General features: G+C 69.2%; 15 protein-coding genes. 8 read left to right on the top strand and 7 right to left on the bottom strand.

Annotated elements, in window-relative coordinates:
- Nucleotides 1–91 precede the first annotated feature (91 nt).
- Complete coding sequence (locus tag ACNAW0_RS28065) at nucleotides 92–940, top strand: phytanoyl-CoA dioxygenase family protein (RefSeq protein ID WP_416291033.1); 849 nt, start codon at nucleotides 92–94, stop codon at nucleotides 938–940.
- Between the two features lie 493 nt (nucleotides 941–1433).
- On the opposite strand, the gene ACNAW0_RS28060 is transcribed toward ACNAW0_RS28065, so the two are convergent.
- The 3 genes from ACNAW0_RS28060 to ACNAW0_RS28050 all read right to left on the bottom strand — a co-directional run bounded on the left by ACNAW0_RS28060 (nucleotide 1434) and on the right by ACNAW0_RS28050 (nucleotide 4800).
- Nucleotides 1434–3380, bottom strand: a complete 1947-nt coding sequence (locus ACNAW0_RS28060) for an NAD(P)-binding protein (protein WP_416291032.1) — start codon at nucleotides 3378–3380, stop codon at nucleotides 1434–1436.
- 561 nt (nucleotides 3381–3941) lie between these two features.
- Nucleotides 3942–4397 (bottom strand): GNAT family N-acetyltransferase, encoded by a 456-nt coding sequence (locus ACNAW0_RS28055; RefSeq protein ID WP_416291031.1) that lies wholly within the window; start codon nucleotides 4395–4397, stop codon nucleotides 3942–3944.
- A 139-nt stretch (nucleotides 4398–4536) separates the two neighbouring features.
- Nucleotides 4537–4800, bottom strand: a complete 264-nt coding sequence (locus ACNAW0_RS28050; protein ID WP_416291030.1) for a hypothetical protein — start codon at nucleotides 4798–4800, stop codon at nucleotides 4537–4539.
- A gap of 180 nt (nucleotides 4801–4980) precedes the next feature.
- On the opposite strand from ACNAW0_RS28050, the gene ACNAW0_RS28045 reads away from it, so the two are divergent.
- From ACNAW0_RS28045 to ACNAW0_RS28035, 3 genes are all read left to right on the top strand, one after another.
- Nucleotides 4981–5718: a carbon-nitrogen hydrolase family protein gene (locus tag ACNAW0_RS28045; RefSeq protein ID WP_416291029.1), complete on the top strand. Its 738-nt coding sequence runs from the start codon at nucleotides 4981–4983 to the stop codon at nucleotides 5716–5718.
- Nucleotides 5719–5789: 71 nt separating this feature from the next.
- On the top strand, nucleotides 5790–6389 hold the full coding sequence (locus ACNAW0_RS28040) for a GNAT family N-acetyltransferase (RefSeq protein WP_416291028.1): 600 nt from the start codon (nucleotides 5790–5792) through the stop codon (nucleotides 6387–6389).
- Between the two features lie 11 nt (nucleotides 6390–6400).
- Nucleotides 6401–6952 carry a GNAT family N-acetyltransferase gene (locus tag ACNAW0_RS28035; protein WP_416291027.1) on the top strand — a complete coding sequence of 184 codons (552 nt, stop codon included), beginning with the start codon at nucleotides 6401–6403 and terminating at the stop codon, nucleotides 6950–6952.
- 155 nt (nucleotides 6953–7107) lie between these two features.
- Here the strand turns inward: ACNAW0_RS28035 and ACNAW0_RS28030 are convergent, their stop codons facing one another.
- Genes ACNAW0_RS28030 through ACNAW0_RS28020 form a run of 3 tightly spaced genes read right to left on the bottom strand, consistent with a single transcriptional unit; the run spans nucleotide 7108 to nucleotide 9224 of the window.
- On the bottom strand, nucleotides 7108–7539 hold the full coding sequence (locus tag ACNAW0_RS28030; RefSeq protein ID WP_416291026.1) for a VOC family protein: 432 nt from the start codon (nucleotides 7537–7539) through the stop codon (nucleotides 7108–7110).
- Nucleotides 7540–7548: 9 nt separating this feature from the next.
- Nucleotides 7549–8007, bottom strand: a complete 459-nt coding sequence (locus ACNAW0_RS28025; protein ID WP_416291025.1) for a helix-turn-helix domain-containing protein — start codon at nucleotides 8005–8007, stop codon at nucleotides 7549–7551.
- The gene (locus tag ACNAW0_RS28020; RefSeq protein ID WP_416291024.1) at nucleotides 8007–9224 is read right to left on the bottom strand and encodes a PucR family transcriptional regulator; all 1218 of its coding nucleotides are present in this window, start codon (nucleotides 9222–9224) and stop codon (nucleotides 8007–8009) included. The genes ACNAW0_RS28025 and ACNAW0_RS28020 overlap by 1 nt, the downstream gene beginning before the upstream one ends.
- A gap of 84 nt (nucleotides 9225–9308) precedes the next feature.
- On the opposite strand from ACNAW0_RS28020, the gene ACNAW0_RS28015 reads away from it, so the two are divergent.
- Both ACNAW0_RS28015 and ACNAW0_RS28010 read left to right on the top strand, forming a co-directional pair.
- Nucleotides 9309–10391 carry a ferredoxin reductase gene (locus ACNAW0_RS28015; RefSeq protein ID WP_416291023.1) on the top strand — a complete coding sequence of 361 codons (1083 nt, stop codon included), beginning with the start codon at nucleotides 9309–9311 and terminating at the stop codon, nucleotides 10389–10391.
- Between the two features lie 16 nt (nucleotides 10392–10407).
- Nucleotides 10408–11547 (top strand): fatty acid desaturase family protein, encoded by a 1140-nt coding sequence (locus ACNAW0_RS28010; protein WP_416291022.1) that lies wholly within the window; start codon nucleotides 10408–10410, stop codon nucleotides 11545–11547.
- Nucleotides 11548–11578: 31 nt separating this feature from the next.
- Here the strand turns inward: ACNAW0_RS28010 and ACNAW0_RS28005 are convergent, their stop codons facing one another.
- Nucleotides 11579–12109: a hypothetical protein gene (locus ACNAW0_RS28005; protein WP_416291021.1), complete on the bottom strand. Its 531-nt coding sequence runs from the start codon at nucleotides 12107–12109 to the stop codon at nucleotides 11579–11581.
- A gap of 312 nt (nucleotides 12110–12421) precedes the next feature.
- Here ACNAW0_RS28005 and ACNAW0_RS28000 point away from each other — a divergent pair, with 312 nt between their 5' ends.
- Both ACNAW0_RS28000 and ACNAW0_RS27995 read left to right on the top strand, forming a co-directional pair.
- Nucleotides 12422–13594, top strand: coding sequence for an alanine--tRNA ligase-related protein (locus ACNAW0_RS28000; RefSeq protein ID WP_416291020.1), 1173 nt, complete (start codon nucleotides 12422–12424; stop codon nucleotides 13592–13594).
- Nucleotides 13595–13780: 186 nt separating this feature from the next.
- On the top strand, nucleotides 13781–15610 hold the full coding sequence (locus tag ACNAW0_RS27995; protein ID WP_416291019.1) for a CocE/NonD family hydrolase: 1830 nt from the start codon (nucleotides 13781–13783) through the stop codon (nucleotides 15608–15610).
- Nucleotides 15611–15707: the final 97 nt, after the last annotated feature.

Below are 15707 nucleotides of genomic sequence, written 5' to 3'. Positions count from 1 at the left end.
GGCTTCCTGTCGACCACCCACCCAGCGCCGACCTCGTACGGCGCTGGAAACGGGAATCTCCCGCCTTTAGGCGGGGGAGGATGTCAAGCTCATGAACGCGACTGACCCGGTCAACACATCCGCCTCCACCCCCGGCGGCGTGGACATCGACTCGCCCTACCTGCTTGACGCCGAGGCGCCCAGAAGGTTCGAGCGGGACGGGTTCGTGCGGCTGCCCGGCGTGCTGAGCGAGCGTGCCGTCGCGCACTACGAGCCGGAGATCACCGCCAAGGTCATCGAGCTCAACACCATGCATCTGCCCATCGAGGAGCGCACGACGTACCAGAAAGCCTTTCTCCAGGTCACCAACCTGTGGCGGCAGAGCGAGTTGGTCCGCGAGTTCGTGTTCTCCTTGAGGCTGGCCCGGATCGCCGCTGAGCTGATGGGGGTGGACGGCGTACGGCTGTACCACGACCAGGCGCTGTACAAGGAGTCTGGCGGCGGGATTACCCCGTGGCACGCCGACCAGTACTACTGGCCGCTGGCGACCGACCGGTCGTGCACCGTCTGGGTGCCGCTGCAGGACACCACCCTCGAGATGGGCCCGCTGCGGTTCGCCTCCGGCAGCCACCGGTTCGAGTTCGGCCGTGACCTTCCGATCAGTGACGAGTCCGAAGTGGCCCTGCAGCGGGCACTCGGCGAACAGGACTTCCCGACCTCGTCGACGCCCTACACGCGTGGCGATGTCAGCTTCCACGCCGGTTGGACGTTCCACCACGCCGGCCCCAACCGCACCGTGACCCCGCGCCGCGCCATGACGATCATCTACATCGACGCGGACATCACCGTGGCCGAGCCCACGAACGACAACCAACACATGGACCTTGCTGCCTTCATGCCCGGTGTCCGACCCGGCGACGTGCCCGACACCCCACTCAACCCCGTCCTCTACAGGCGTTGACCGGTCGTCGAGCTACCCGCTGTTTGGCTACCTTTCGAGGAGCCTGAAGCAGACGGTGCAGGCTCCTAGCGGCTTTGCGCAACCTTACCCATGGTCTGGCCACTGTGGCGGGGCACGAATCCGTGCCCCGCCACCGTTTTGTGAGCGCTCAACGCATTTCGCATCTTGCTCACGTCAGGCCGTTTTCGGGAGTGGAGTTGATCAGGGCAACCCGAGCGGGTCGTCGCAGTCGATGCACTGCCGTCCGGCATGCTGATCTCCGTCCGGTGGGGCCTTTCGCGCCGAGATTTCGCCGGATGCCCTCCAGTGGACCTGGTGGTGGCAATCGACGGTCGCGACTGACCGGAGCCGGCGCCTGCCGGGGGCCGGTGTCTGCCGAGGCGAAAGCTCGCCTCGCCGGGGACACACACCGAGGGAATGCCCACCCGGTACGGGGTGCCCGTGGCCGATATTCTCTGGCTGCGAGCCAGGCACAGGACGAGCAATGCAGCCGCTAGGGCAGCACGCCGTCCACGCCGCGGGACACCTCGTCGCTGGGGTTGCCAGCAAGGTCGCGGACCGCGCGATAGGCCATGTCGATCGCCGAGTCCGCGTAGGCGCGCGGGGCGGAGTCGGTGTTGGCGATCGCGACGCGGCCCCATGGTTGGCGCGCGGTGTGGCTGGGGAGTTCACCGTCGGGCCAAAAGGGATCCCAGGGTCGGGCGTATTCGTAGGCGTAGCCGTGAGCCCAGCGGTTTACCGTGATGCCCTCGATGTCGCGGGCGGGATCGAACCCGCCCGGCTCGAGGGCGCGGGCGAGCTGGTCCCGGATCGCGCGCTCCATGTCCTGGAACGATGTCGCCAGCAGCTGCCGCCGGCCGGCCTTGCCCTGATCACGCGGTGAGAGTCCGGGCTGGCAGACCGCCTTGCTCAGGTGCAGGACCATCGGTTCGTTCGGGTCGGCTGGGAGGCGGTAGGAGCCCATGCTGACCGGGAAGTCCAGGCTGGCGCTGTCCCAGTACATGGTCGGGTACCTGATGCTGGAGATCTTGAGGTTGGAGAACGACGTCCAGTTCCGGATCTGCACGTTGGTGTAGACCAGGGCGAGCCGGCCGGCGAATTCGAGCGCCGTTCGCTGCTCGTTGGAGATCTCGTCGGTGAGGTACGGGACCACCTGGTTGTTGCAGGCGAGCACGACATGCTGGGCGTGGACCGAATGAAGCTCACCGGCCTGCACGTAGGCGACCTCGACCTGCTTGGCACGCACGGGGTGGTCGTTGTGGCGAACCCGCACCACTGGGGCGCTGAGCCGGATGCGAACCCGGCTTCCATTGCGGTCCAGCCGGTCGTAGCGCAGCTGGCTGGTCGTAATTTGCTCCATCGTGTGCCCGGGAAGCGCGTCGGGGATCAGCTTGCGGACAAGGGCTCGGGCTACACCGGCGTTGCCCTCCGGGAAGTGGTAGATGTAGTCGTCCTCGGCGTACCAGAACTTGTGTCCGGTCGGTGAGATCCTCGGATCCGGATCGTCCATGTCGAGGTCGAGCCCGTCGAAGCCCGGGTATCCCTCGGCGGCCGCGTCGAGCGCGCCGACGGCATCGATGCCGTACCCCCAGTTGCCGTTGGACACGGTCTGCAGGTATCTGATCGCGTCCGGGTGTGCCTTGACATGCTCGGTGAGATACGTGCCGTAGGTGATGTCGGCGAGGCGGTCCTTCTTCTGCGCATCGGTCATGCCCGGCAGCCAGTCCTCGGGCGCGTCGTACATCCTGGCCAGGTCGGCCTTGGCCTCCTCGGCCATGGGCGCGTTCTTGAGGATGTCGGCGTACTTCATCCCACGCTGGTACGCCACAAAGCGGTCGCGTCCCCAGGATTCCTTGTCGAAGAACAGCGCGCGGCCGAGGCCGTACCTGCTGTTGAAGCCACTGTCGAAGTACTTCTCGAACCGCTCGATCTCGATCCCGAGATCGTCGAGCATCCAGCGCGCCGGGCTGTTGAACGTCGACGGGGTGTCCAGCGACTGGGAGCCGCCGTACCCGATCAATGTTCGTGCGGTTGTGTCGTACTCGTTGCGCCGCGCGTGCCCGCCGAAGTCATCGAGCGCATCGAGGATCAGGATGCGAGCATTGTGGCCGAACTCTTGCTGGTAGAAGCGGGCGGCCGCGAGGCCACTGATCCCACCGCCGACGACCACAAGGTCGTACTGCTCACGCGTGTCCCGGGGCTCGCCAGCGCCCTGCCAGAACGTGCCGTCGCGCAGCTTGTGCGGCACAACCATGGCGTCGCTCGTGTAGCCGCGCATGCCCTGGAGGGCTGGCGGGTACGGGGTGGGTTCGCCGCCTCTTGGGCCGCGCCCGGATGCGGCGTGGGCAGCGGTGGCTCCGCCCAGACCACCCAGAGCCAGCGCACCCACGGTGACCGCGACCCCGTCCAGGAAATCACGGCGGGTGATGTTACGTCCCATCCCAAGTTCTTTATCGGACCGTTCGGGCACCGCGTTCCTCCCATTGTTTAGACGATGATTGATGGCAGACTACTGATTGCGCTAATTTTGTCTAGGGGCTGCGCGGATAGCGTGGTTTCACGGAATTGCGGCAACGAAATCCGCACTCGGTGACCAATCGACCAGCTTCGCATGCGCATGTAGACGCTGCCGGCTACTCGCCCGAAGGGAAGTCGGGAGCACCCAGAGGTTCTCAACGCGCAGCGCCGCCGCTTTCGGCCGCTAACCAAACTCAGCCGCCGCTGCATCTTCTTGCCCACCACCTGCAACGAGTTGTCGCCGCCGGCACAGTGCCCTGGTCCGACATCGATCGGGACGTGCGGGGCGCTGTTGGACGCCCAGCTGCCCACAGCCGCGTCCGTGCGATCGCCATCGCCCCGCCGACATGAACTCCCGTGAGACTGGCGGGAAATCACGCGCTGCTCGTCTGGCTGCCGACAGGGAAGTCGATGGTGGCGGGGGAGTGGTGCGACCGTGCTGATCGCAGTCCTCAACGAGTGGCTGTGATCAGGGGTACCACCGTCAGGTTGCCGCCGCATAACACCGGACGGCCACCTTCTGCCCCGCACTCCACTGCTGTTCGACTGTGGCCAGCAGTTGCCAGCCGAGCCGCTCGTACAAAGCTGCCGCCGCAGTTTCAGAAGCCACCACGTCGAGCACCGGATGCAGGCCGCGATCCTGTGCTTCTGTGACAGCCTGCGCCATCAGCAGCACACCGATCCCGTGGCCGCGGGCCCACGGGGCGACGAACAGCCGGTTAACCACGGCGGTCGCGTCGATACTTACCCCTGCGCGAGCGCTCCACAGCCCAGGTGCCGCGTCTCCCACGTCGCTCCGGGCCAGGCCAATATGGCCGGCAATGCGACCGTCCAACTCCGCCACCCACGAGGCGATGAGCGATGGCGGCGTGAGCCATGCACCCGGGAGGACAGGCCAGTTCACCGGATAGCCGTCGTGCTCATGGACCTCTGTCAGCACCCGCACACAGTCATCGAGGTCGCGGTCAGTCCGCTGTCGGGCACTCGGGGGTACGTCCGCGCCGGACACGCTCTCGCTCTTCACTGCGGCATGGAAACACGGTCGAAAGGCCCGTGACCAGCGACTTTCGCAACAGTTCCTAGGGGTGATGCTCCTCGGTCAAGCTCGGCTGTGAGCCGAGGGCTGCCGGGAGCCGCAGCACCGGCCAGCGGTGGTCGGGGCGGAAGTCGGTGTACGTGCCGTCGAAGGGGAATTCGCCCGCCGCGATCAGCTTGGATTGATCGATGGTGAGTTCGTGCTGGGTCTTGCCGTCCGCATCGACAAGCCGGGCGAAGTCACTGCCGGCTGGATGCCAGAGCAGCAGACCGTCCTCGTTGTCGGCTATGACGCGCATCGGCTGCATCCAGGTGCACCACCGTCCGCGTAGACAGCGGCGGTTGATGATCTTCCCCGGCTAAAACGGCATCGCAGCAACGTAGCCGGTCTTGATCAGATGCTGCCGGCCCCGAAGGTCCGTCTGGTACCGGCACAGCCCGAGCTTGCTGGCTCGTGGCGGTGCCGCCGTCGCCTCTATGATCGCGGCGTGCGCGGGAGGTTGCGGGTTGGTGCCTGCCAGACGCCGGAGATCCTGGGCGAAATCGACCGAGCGCTGGTGTGCATCGAGGAGTTCGCGGCGCTGGCCGACGCGCAGGGCGTACACCTGTTGTTGTTCCCGGAGTGCTTCCTGCAGGGCTATTTGGTGGAGGAGCAGCATGTGCGCGAGTACGCCCTCGGCCTTGACTCGGCGCGGTTCGCCGTAGTGCTCCGGCGGCTGGCGCGGATCGAACAGACGCTCGTGTTCGGCGTCATCGAACAGGCCGATGGCAGTTACTTCAACACTGCGGTAGTCGTCGCGCGGGGTGAACTTGTGGGCGCCTATCGCAAGACCCACCTCGTGCCCGGCGAGTCGCTGTTCGGCAAGGGCGACGCCTACCCCACCTTCGTGCTGCGCGGTGTCAGGTTCGGCATCAACATCTGCTACGACACGCAGTTCGGCCAAGCCGCCGCACCGGTCGCGGCTCAGGGGGCTCGGCTGCTCCTCGTGCCCGCACAGAACATGATGCGCCGGGCCGCCGCGCTGCATTGGAAGGACCTGCACCACGCCATCCGTGCCGAACGGGTGCGAGAAACCGGTATGTGGCTGCTGTCGGCTGACGTCACCGGCGAACGCGACGAGCACCGCGTTGGGTGGGGCCCCACCAGCGTGATCAACCCCCGTGCCGAGGTGGTGGCGCAGGTGCCCCTGATGACGACGGGCATGGTCGTTGCCGACATCGATTGACGGGCGCACCCCCAGGCACCCCGCAGGTCCGGGCCCGGCCCCGAATCATCGCCCATCCCAGGAGCAGACCCATGACATATGTCGTACGCAGGACAGAGCCGGTGGAGTGGCGCCAACTGCGTGCCCTACGCCTGGAGGCGCTGCAGGATTCACCGACCGCCTTCAACACCTCGTACGCTGACACCGTCGCGCTCGGCGACGAGGTCTGGCGGCAGCAGGCTGCGCAGAACGCGACTTCACCGACTTCGGCGACGTTCATCGCCACCACCGATGACGGCCACTGGGTGGGGATAGCCAGCTCCGCTCCGCTGGACGAAGTTCCCGGCCACGCACACATATACGGCGTCTACGTGGCACCCGCGCACCGTGGCCAGCCAGCGGGACTGGCGACCCAGCTGATGGACGTCGGGATCAGGTGGGCACGCGACAACACCGACGCCTCGTGGCTCACCCTCGGCGTACACGAGGACAACAAACGCGCGCAGGCCTTCTATCGGCGAATCGGGTTCACCGAAACCGGCAAAGTCCTGCCCTACGCCCTCGACCCGTCCAAGAAGTTTTACATCATGGGCTACGAAGACTTCCGCTCGAGCCCTGTCGTGGAGCCGTCCCGTGAGCGGCCCGCGTCGCCCAGCTGCGCATCGCCGATCTTCCAGCCATCAATCACTTAGCATGAGCTGCCATGGTGCGTACCCGACCGATCGAGCCACCCGCCACGCCTCTGACTGATGGCACGGTCGCGCTGCGGCCGCGCCGGGAATCCGACATCGAGGCGATCGCCGCGGCCAGCCACGACCCGGAGATCCGTCGCTGGCTGGACGACGAGCCGATGGACGTGCAGGCGCGCCATGGCTGGCTGGCGCGGGGCGAGGAGATGTGGCGCAGCGGGAAGGCCGCTCCGCTGGTGATCGCGGACGCGGTGACCGACGAGCCGGTCGGGAGCATCAACCTCCAGTTCCGTAGCGACGCGATGGCCACCGTCGCGTACGGGGTGTTCCCGCAGTGCCGGGGGCGGGGTATCGCGCCGCGAGCGGTCCGGCTGCTGGCTCGTTGGGCGCTGTTCGAGCTGCGGCTGGAGCGGGTGATCCTGGAGGCGGACGAGGGGAACGCGGCCTCGATCCGGGTCGCGGAGAAGCGCCGGTTCCACCGGGTCGGTACCCGCACGGAGCCGGCGGGGGACGGCGGCCAGCGGGTCCTCGTCGTCTTCGCGCTCCCCGAATCCGCCGAGGGCTGACCGACGGCGCGTCCGGGACCGGCAGGTGCTCGACACCGTACCCGTCGTGGTGGTGCGGTGCCAGCACGTGACCGGGCGCGGCGCGATCCGCCGCGCCCGGCGGTGCGTCGCCGATCGCCGCCGTCGATGGCCGCCGGTCGGCGGACCGGGCGGGGTCAGGCGAAGGCGGCGGGGTCGAAGGGATGGCGCTCGACCAGGACCAGCCAGTTGCCGGAGTTGTCGCGGGCGACCGCCTCCACCCCGTACGGTCGCTCGGCCGGCTCCCGGATGAACTCGACGCCCTTGGCGCGCAGTTCCTCGTGGGTCTTGCGGCAGTCGTCCACGTCCAGCCCTAGGCCGAATAGGCTGCCCTCGTCCTGGGCGCGGCGGAGGGTGGCCGCCACCTCCGGCGAGTACGGCGGGCCAGGCAGGGTCAGCTGCACCTGCAGCTCCGGCTGGGTGGGGTGGGTGATCGTGCACCAGCGGTAGGCGCCGTCGCCCACGGTGATGTCGGTCTGCTCGACGAACCCGAGCACGTCGAGGTAGAACGCCTTGGCCGCGTCGATGTCCTTGACCAGCAGGCTGATGATCGAGATGTTGGTAATCATGCGACCAGATTAGGAAGACGCTGGTCGGCCCGCCTTCTCTTCGCTTGCGGAGCGGCGTCGCTCGACGAGCCCCCACATCAGCACGAAGCACCCGGGGATGCGGGGGGCTCCGGTCGCGGCCCAGCGTCGCTGGAACTCGCTCGGCGTCTCCCCGACGAGATCACGGAAGCGGCGGCTGAACGAGCCGAGGCTGGCGAACCCGACGGCATGGCAGACCTCGGTGACGGTGAGGTTGGTGGCGCGTAGCAGGTCCTGCGCCCGCTCGATCCGGCGGCGGGACAGGTGGGCGGCCGGGGAGAGGCCGTAGGTGACGGTGAAGAGTCGCTGGAAGTGGTACTTGCTGACCCCGGCGACCGCGGCGACCGCGGCCAGGTCCAGTGGTTCGGCGTAGTGCCGGTCCATGTGGTCCCGGGCCCGGCTCAGGTGGACCAGCAGATCGGCCGGTGCCCGGCGCGGCGGGGTGCTCATCACTCTGCCTCGGGTGGGACGGCCAGGGCGAGGGTGAGGTCCAGGACGGTGGCTGGGTCGTGCAGCCGGTCGCCGTACAGCTCGCGCAGCTTGTTCATCCGGTAGCGGACGGTCTGCGGGTGCACGAACAGGTCGGCGGCCACGTCGTCGCGGCGGCCCTGGTGCAGCAGCCAGGAGCGCAGCGTCTCGGCGAGCCGGTGCGCGGTGGCCGAGGGCAGCGACGCCAGCGGGCGCAGCGCCTGGGCGCGTAGGTCGGCCAGTGCCTCCGGGTCCATGCTGAGCAGCAGCTTGGCCAGGTGCTGCTCGGTGTCGACCGGCCCGGCGTCCGGCTCGCCGAGGCCGAGCGCCAGGGCCCGGGTGGCCCGCTGGTACGAGGTGGCGACCCGGTGCCACGGCCGGGCCGGCCCGAGCACCGCCCGGTGCCCGGGCAGCAGCCGGGTGAGTTGGCGGCGCCGGCCGCCGTGCACGTCCGGCACCAGCAGTACGGCCAGCTCCTCGGCCGGGTTCATCCCGGGCAGGTCTTCGCCGCTCTCCAGGGTGTGCGGGCTGAGCAGGGCGAGCACCGCGCGCAGGTTGTGGCGGGGCAGCAGGACGACGGTGAGCGTCTGTGGCAGCGGCCAGTCCGCCCGCTCGGCGCTGCGCCGCAGGATCTCCTCCGGCTCGCCGGCGAGCAGCTGCTGGGTGAGGCGTTCCAGGTTGCGCCGCCGAACCCGGCCAGCGCCGGCCAGTTCGTCGGCGTGCCCGGCTACGCTGGCCGCCGACAGCTCGTCGATGTACGCGAACATCAGCTCGGCGAACTCGGCCACCGTCCCGGCGCCCAGCCCGCTGCGTACGGTGGTGGTGGACACCTCCCGCCACGCCACCCGCGCGCCCACCCGGTACGCGGCCAGCAGCGCGTCCATGCTCCGCCCGGAGCGGGCCTCCCCGCTGCCCAGGGCGTACGCGGCCTCCAGTGCGGGGGTGAGCGGGGTGCTCGGGTCGGTGGCTTGCGCCCCCTCGATGAGGTGCAGGAACGTGCCGAGGGCAATCCGGACGGAGTTCTCGATCTTCTCCCGCATCGCGCTGGTGAGCGCGCCGGAGTAGGCGGCCACCTCGGCGATGATCGCGCTGACCGTCCGCTCGGCGACCACGGGGAGGCGGTCACGGAGTCGGGAGGCGACCCGTTCGTCCAGTTCGAGGTGGGCCGTGGGGCGGCTCGTCCCGTATTCGTCCGACATCCTTGTTCTCTCCGCACAAAAAACCGTGCCTGATTCACCTTTGTCGGACAAGATGTTATGCGATCGCGTAGCCACCCTGGTCACATGACCACAACCGCCCGCCCGAAGGTCCCCTTCCGGCGCCGGCTGCTGCGGCTGGCCGAGACGGTCACCACCCCGCTGCTGCCGGACGACTACCTCGACCTGCTCGCCCCGCTGCGCGCCGGCGCCGCGCTGCGTGGCCGGATCGTCGCGGTACGCGCGGAGACCCGGGACGCGGCGACCGTGGTGATTCAGCCCGGCCGCGGCTGGCGTGGCCACCGGCCCGGGCAGTACGTGCGACTCGGCGTGGACGTCGACGGGGTGCGCCAGTGGCGGGCGTACTCGGTCACCTCGGTGCCGGGCGGCGTGGGCCACCGGATCTCCATCACGGTGAAGGCGATCCCGGACGGCAAGGTCAGCAATCACCTCGTCCGCCGGATCCGGCCCGGCACGATCGTCCAGCTCGACCAGGCGCAGGGCGACTTCGTGCTGCCCGAGGCGGCCCCCGAGCGGATCCTGTTCCTCACCGCCGGCAGCGGCATCACCCCGGTCATGGCGATGCTCCGCGCCGGCCTGCCGGCCCGGGCCGACGTCGTGCTGGTGCACTCGGCGCCCACCGCGGACGACGTCATCTTCGGCACGGAGCTGCGGGCGCTCGCCGAGCGCGGCGCGCTGCGGCTGGTCGAGCGGCACACCGACACCGACGGCCTGCTCGACGTAAACGAACTCGACGACCTGGTGCCCGACCACCCGCAGCGCCAGGCCTGGGCGTGCGGACCGGTCGGCCTGCTCGACGCGGTCGAGGCGCACTGGGCGTCCCGGGGCGTGGCCGACCGGCTGCACACCGAGCGGTTCCGGCCGACCGTGATCTCGCCGGGCGAGGGCGGCGCGGTCACCTTCACCGGCGCCGGTGTGACGGTCGAGGCCGACGGCGCCACCCCCATCCTCGACGCCGGCGAGAACGCCGGGGTGCTCATGCCCTCGGGCTGCCGGATGGGGATCTGCTTCGGCTGCGTTCTCCCGCTGCGTCAGGGCGCGGTGCGCGACCTGCGCAACGGCGACCTCACCACCGCCGTCCCCGGGGACGGCGTGCTCATCCAGACCTGCGTGTCGGCGGCCGCCGGTACCTGCGACATCGAACTCTGACAGGAGGCCACCCGGCATGACCGCGATCCAGAAGAAGGTCGACAACCCGATCGCCCACCTGACCGCCGAGGACATCGAGGTCATCGGCAAGGAGTTGGACGCGATCCGGGACCGGGTGATCGCCGACCGGGGGGAGCGGGACGCCCGCTACATCCGCAAGGTCATCAAGACCCAGCGGACGTTGGAGATCAGCAGCCGGGCGGTGCTGCTCTTCTCGCTGTTCCCGCCGGCCTGGATCCTCGGCACGGCCGGCCTCACGGTCGCCAAGATCCTGGACAACATGGAGATCGGCCACAACGTCCTGCACGGCCAGTGGGACTGGATGCGCGACCCGAAGATCCACTCCACCACCTGGGAGTGGGACCACGTCACCCCGGCCAACCAGTGGAAGCACTCGCACAACGAGCTGCACCACCGGTACACCAACGTGCTCGGCAAGGACAACGACCTCGGGTACGGCATCATGCGGGTCGACGAGGACCAGCCCTGGAGTCCCGGCCACCTGGGCCAGCCGTTCTACAACCTGGTCAACGCCTGCTTCTTCGAGTACGGCATCGCCGCGTACGACCTGGAGCTGGGGAAGAACCTGCAGGACGGCGGGTACAAGACGCCCGAGTTCCGGGCCCAGGCCAAGGCGGTCGGCCGCAAGATCCGCCGCCAGGTGCTCAAGGACTACGTGGTGCACCCGCTGCTGTCCGGCCCGTCGTTCCTGAGCACCCTGGCCGCCACCTTCACCGCGAACCTGATCCGCAACGTGTGGAGCCACTCGGTGATCATGTGCGGGCACTTCCCGAGCGGGGTGGAGACCTTCGAGAAGACCTCCATCGAGGGCGAGACCAAGGGCGAGTGGTACCTGCGGCAGATGCTCGGCTCGGCCAACATCAGCGGCAGCCGGTTGCTGCACATCATGGCCGGCAACCTGTCGCACCAGATCGAGCACCACCTCTTCCCCGACCTGCCGAGCAACCGCTACCGGGAGATCGCCCCGCAGGTCCGGGCGCTCTTCGACCGGTACGGGCTGCGGTACACCACCGGGCCGCTGCCCAAGCAGGTCGCCTCCGCCTGGTGGAAGGTCATCCGGCTGTCGCTGCCCAACCGCCGCCGTAAGGGCGCCGAACCGGTGGCGCCCGCGTTGGTCTCCTCCAGCCCGGCCTGACCGCGCCCGCCACGCGCGCCGGGCGGGCGCCTCAGCGGCGGTGCCGGGGCACCGCGGCCCGGCTCGCGCGGACGAACGGCGAGGGAGCCGCGCCCGGCGGGCAGTCCTCGCACTTTTCGTACGCCGTCCAGCTGTTCCCACCCGGGCCGACGTAGAAGAAGAGGAGCCGGACCTGTCCGTCCTGGCGCAGGGCGGCGAGCTCGAACGACCCCTTGCCGGTTTGCATGCCGGCCAGTTCCTCGACCGTCAGCGCCACCTTGGAACTGGGCCCGTCCGGATTCTGGTAGGGCGCCCGCACCGCCCAGGTGCCCGAGCCGGTGATGTTCGCGTCTCGGTCGACGTCGAGGGGCAGGAACTCGTCGAACACGTCGTAGGGCAGCCACTCCGCGGTGAAGTTGTCGTGGTCGTCGAAGGTGATGACGCTCTGCGCGCCGCTGCGCCAAGTGCCGACCAGATCGTCCGCACGCATGTCCACCGGGTCGCCGTAGTCGGCCAGCACCTCGCCGAGGGAGCAGCCGGCGGCGACCACCGCGGCCAGCAGCAGCGCGATCATCCGTCGCATCGGCGCCCTCGCTCGGGGCCAGGTGATCGGCACCGACCGATCATCGCAGAGCTGTCTCGGCTCCGTCTGCCCGCGACGCGTCGCTCACCGCAAATCCGGTGGGCGGCGGCACCCTCGCTGGGCTACGGTCGGGGCATGCAGATCAGGCGCAGCACCGCCGCAGCCGCGCGAGCTTCCCGCTCGCCGGTTGCCGCCGCCTGACCGACCCCACTTTCTCGCCGGCGACCGGAAACGGTCCGCCGGCGTCGCCGTGTCACGCCACCGCCCGCGCGGCGGACCCTTTCGGTCGCACCGCCCCGGAAGGCCCACGCCATGACACCCGACCAGATCGTCGACACGTTCCTCGACCACTACCGCCGCCGCGGCCATCGGGATACGCCGGAGAGTTCCCTGATCCCGGTGCCCAGCGACCCGGTGCTCTTCACCACCTCCGGCATGCACCCGCTCACCCCGTACCTCCTGGGCCGTCCCCATCCCGGCGGCCGGCGGCTGGTCGACGTGCAGCGCTGCCTGCGCACCACCGATCTGGAGGAGGTCGGCGACCGTACCCACCTGACCGTCTTCGACATGCTCGGCTCCTGGTCGCTCGGCGACTACGGCATCGCGACCAGCCTCCGCTGGGGCTTCGAGCTGCTCACCGAGGGCTTCGGCGTCGACCCCGGACGGCTGCACGCGACCGTCTTCGGCGGCGACGACCAGGTCGGCCCGGACGAGACCGCCTGGGCGACCTGGACGGAGCTCGGCGTACCGGTCGAGGCGAACGGCGCGGACAACTGGTGGTCCAACGGCCCGACCGGCCCGTGCGGGCCCGACTCGGAGATCTTCGTGTGGACCGGGGACGGGCCACCCACCGGTACGCCCAGCGGCGACGACCGCTGGATGGAGGTGTGGAACCACGTCCAGATGCGCTACCACCGGCACGACGACGGCCGGCTGACCCGGTTGCCGATGTCCAGCATCGACACCGGGATGGGGCTGGAACGCCTGGAGATGGTGCTGCGCGGCGGCCGGTCGGTCTTCGAGGGCGACGGGCTGCGATCGTGGGTGGACGCCGTCCGTGACCGGTGGCCGCTGGACGGCAAGGACCTGCGGATCGTCGCGGACCACCTGCGCTCCGCCGTGGTGGTGCTGGGCGACGGCGTACGCCCCGGCAACACCGGGCGGGGGTACGTGCTGCGCCGGCTGGTCCGCCGGGCGCTCACCGTACTGTGGCGGGACGACCCGACGCGCAGCCTGGCCGAGCTGCCCGTCGACCCGTACGCGGACACGCTGCGCCGGTTCCGGCAGCGGGCGGAGGTGGGGCCGCTGCGCGCGGTGCTTCTCGACGAGGAGCGGCGCTTCCGCGGGCTGCTGCGCCGGGGCCGCCCGGTCGTCGACCGGCTCCGTGGGCGCGGGCCGCTGACCGAGCGCGACTACGACTGGCTGCACGACACCCACGGCCTGCCCCGCGACCTGGTCGACGGCCTGCTCACCGGGGCCGGCTGACCGGCCGTGCCGTTGCCGGCTGACCGGGTGATGCCGCAGCCGGCGCCGGCGCGCGCGGCCGCCTACTCCGCAGATGCTGATTTTGGACGCGGACATTTACGACATCGAGAGGAGGACAAGATCGGCGAGAATCATTAGCCTCCATGGTCAACCGGACGACCTCGTCTGGAGTTAGGTGGAGGAGCGATGAACCTTCGGAGGAGGGTGGGGTCGCCCGTCGCGGCGGCCGGTGCCCTGGCCATCATCACGAGCCTCACCGCCGGCGGCTTACCCTCGGTGGCACAGGCCGCTCCGGCGTCTGCGGCATCTGACGCCCCGATCACCCATGAGGAGAATCCACGGGTTCCCGAGGGGGCGGCGTGGACGGAGACCTACTTCCCGTCCTCGGACGGCAGTGGGGTCGAGCTGCACGCCGACGTGCTGCGCCCGGCGAACCTGCCGGCGGATGCGAAGACGCCGGTGATCCTGTCGGTGGGCCCGTATTTCGCGCACGCGGGGCAGACTGCCCCCGAGGGATGGGACCGGGTCGGGCCATCGGCGCGCTTTCAGGACTTCATCGACGGCGCGCGGCTCATGGAGCGCGGATACACCTTCGTGATGGTCGACCTGCGCGGCTTCGGCGGCAGCACAGGATGCCTGGACTTCATCGGCCCGGGGGAGCAGGCTGACATCAAGGCGGCCGTCGAGTGGGCAGCGAGCCAGCAGTGGTCGACTGGCAAGGTGGGCATGTACGGCAAGTCGTACGACGCCAACACCGGGCTGGCGGCCAATGTCCTCAAGCTCAAGCCGCTGGGGGCGATTGTCGCCCAGGAACCGACGTGGAACAGGTACAACTACCTGTACAGCAATGGGGTGCCACGTTCCAACGTGACCAGCACCCCTCGGGGCTATTTCTCGATCGCGGCGATGCCGCCGCTGGCCGATGACAGCGACCACTACAAGGCGAACGCGGAATACGAGAAGAGTCACCCCGAGTGCGAGAGCGACAACCTCACCAACACCCAGGACCCCAACCCGAAGTCGCCGTTCTGGCGGGCCCGTGATTTCGCCTCCCGCGCCGCCGGGTCCCAGACGCCGCTGTTTGTCACGTCGGGCTTCATCGAGGACAACACCAAGCCCGAGGAGATGCAGAAGTACCTGGCCAACCACCAGGGCCCGCAACGCGGTTGGCTCGGCCAGTGGGAGCATGTGCGCGGTAACGAGACCAACGGCAAGGGCCAGCTCAAAATGGGACGGGCGGGCTGGTTCGACGAGGTGATGCGGTTCTACGACCAGTACCTCCGCGGCATCGAGCCGTCGGTGACCGACCCGGCGTTCTCCATCGAGGACGGCCTCGGCAACTGGCGCGCCGAGCCGACCTGGCCGGTGACCAATGACGCGTACAAGGCGCGGCTGTCGTCCGGGCAGTACGTCGACGACGGCGGCAACGCGCAGGCAGCCGCCCGGTCGATGACGGCGCAGCAGGCCCCGGGCTGGGACATCGAGTACGCGCCGGAGGCCGGCTCGCTGACGACTGACCAGACGACCCTGCTCAGCGCTGACGCACCCGGCAACAGCTACTGGAGCTGGTCCACGCCCGCCTCCGAGCAGGTGCGGATCACGGGCTCGCCGGAGATCACACTGAAGACCAGGGGTCAGGGCAACGTCTGGGTACGGCTGTGGGACGTCGCTCCGGACGGCAAGGCGACGATGTTCAACGAGAACGTCGCGGCGCTGGACCACAGTGGGTCGACCTCATTCGCCCTGAAGGCGAACGACTGGACCTTCGAGTCAGGGCACCAGCTGGGGGTCCAGATCGGAACCGTCACCTCAAGGGGCTGGCGGGCCGTTCCCTCGGGTGAGACGGTCACGGTCACCGATGGACGGCTTGCCCTCGAGGTGCAGGACCCGCGGTTCGACTCGCCGACCCAGGGTGACCGCTCGCCCTACCTGGACACGTACGTCAGGGCGAACACCACCACGCTCAACGGCGTCGGCATCGGCACCTTCCCGCTGGGCGTCTCGAAGAACGGATAACCAAGCGGTTGCCCGGCACCCGCCCATGCGGGTGCCGGCCAGCCCGTTACCGCCTTGGGCGCTTCGGATGACTTCACCAACGCCTGCTTCCTACTTG

The organism is Micromonospora sp. SL1-18 (genome assembly GCF_047921505.1).
Classification (GTDB): Bacteria; Actinomycetota; Actinomycetes; order Mycobacteriales; family Micromonosporaceae; genus Micromonospora.
This window is presented reverse-complemented; position numbering and strand designations above follow the sequence as displayed.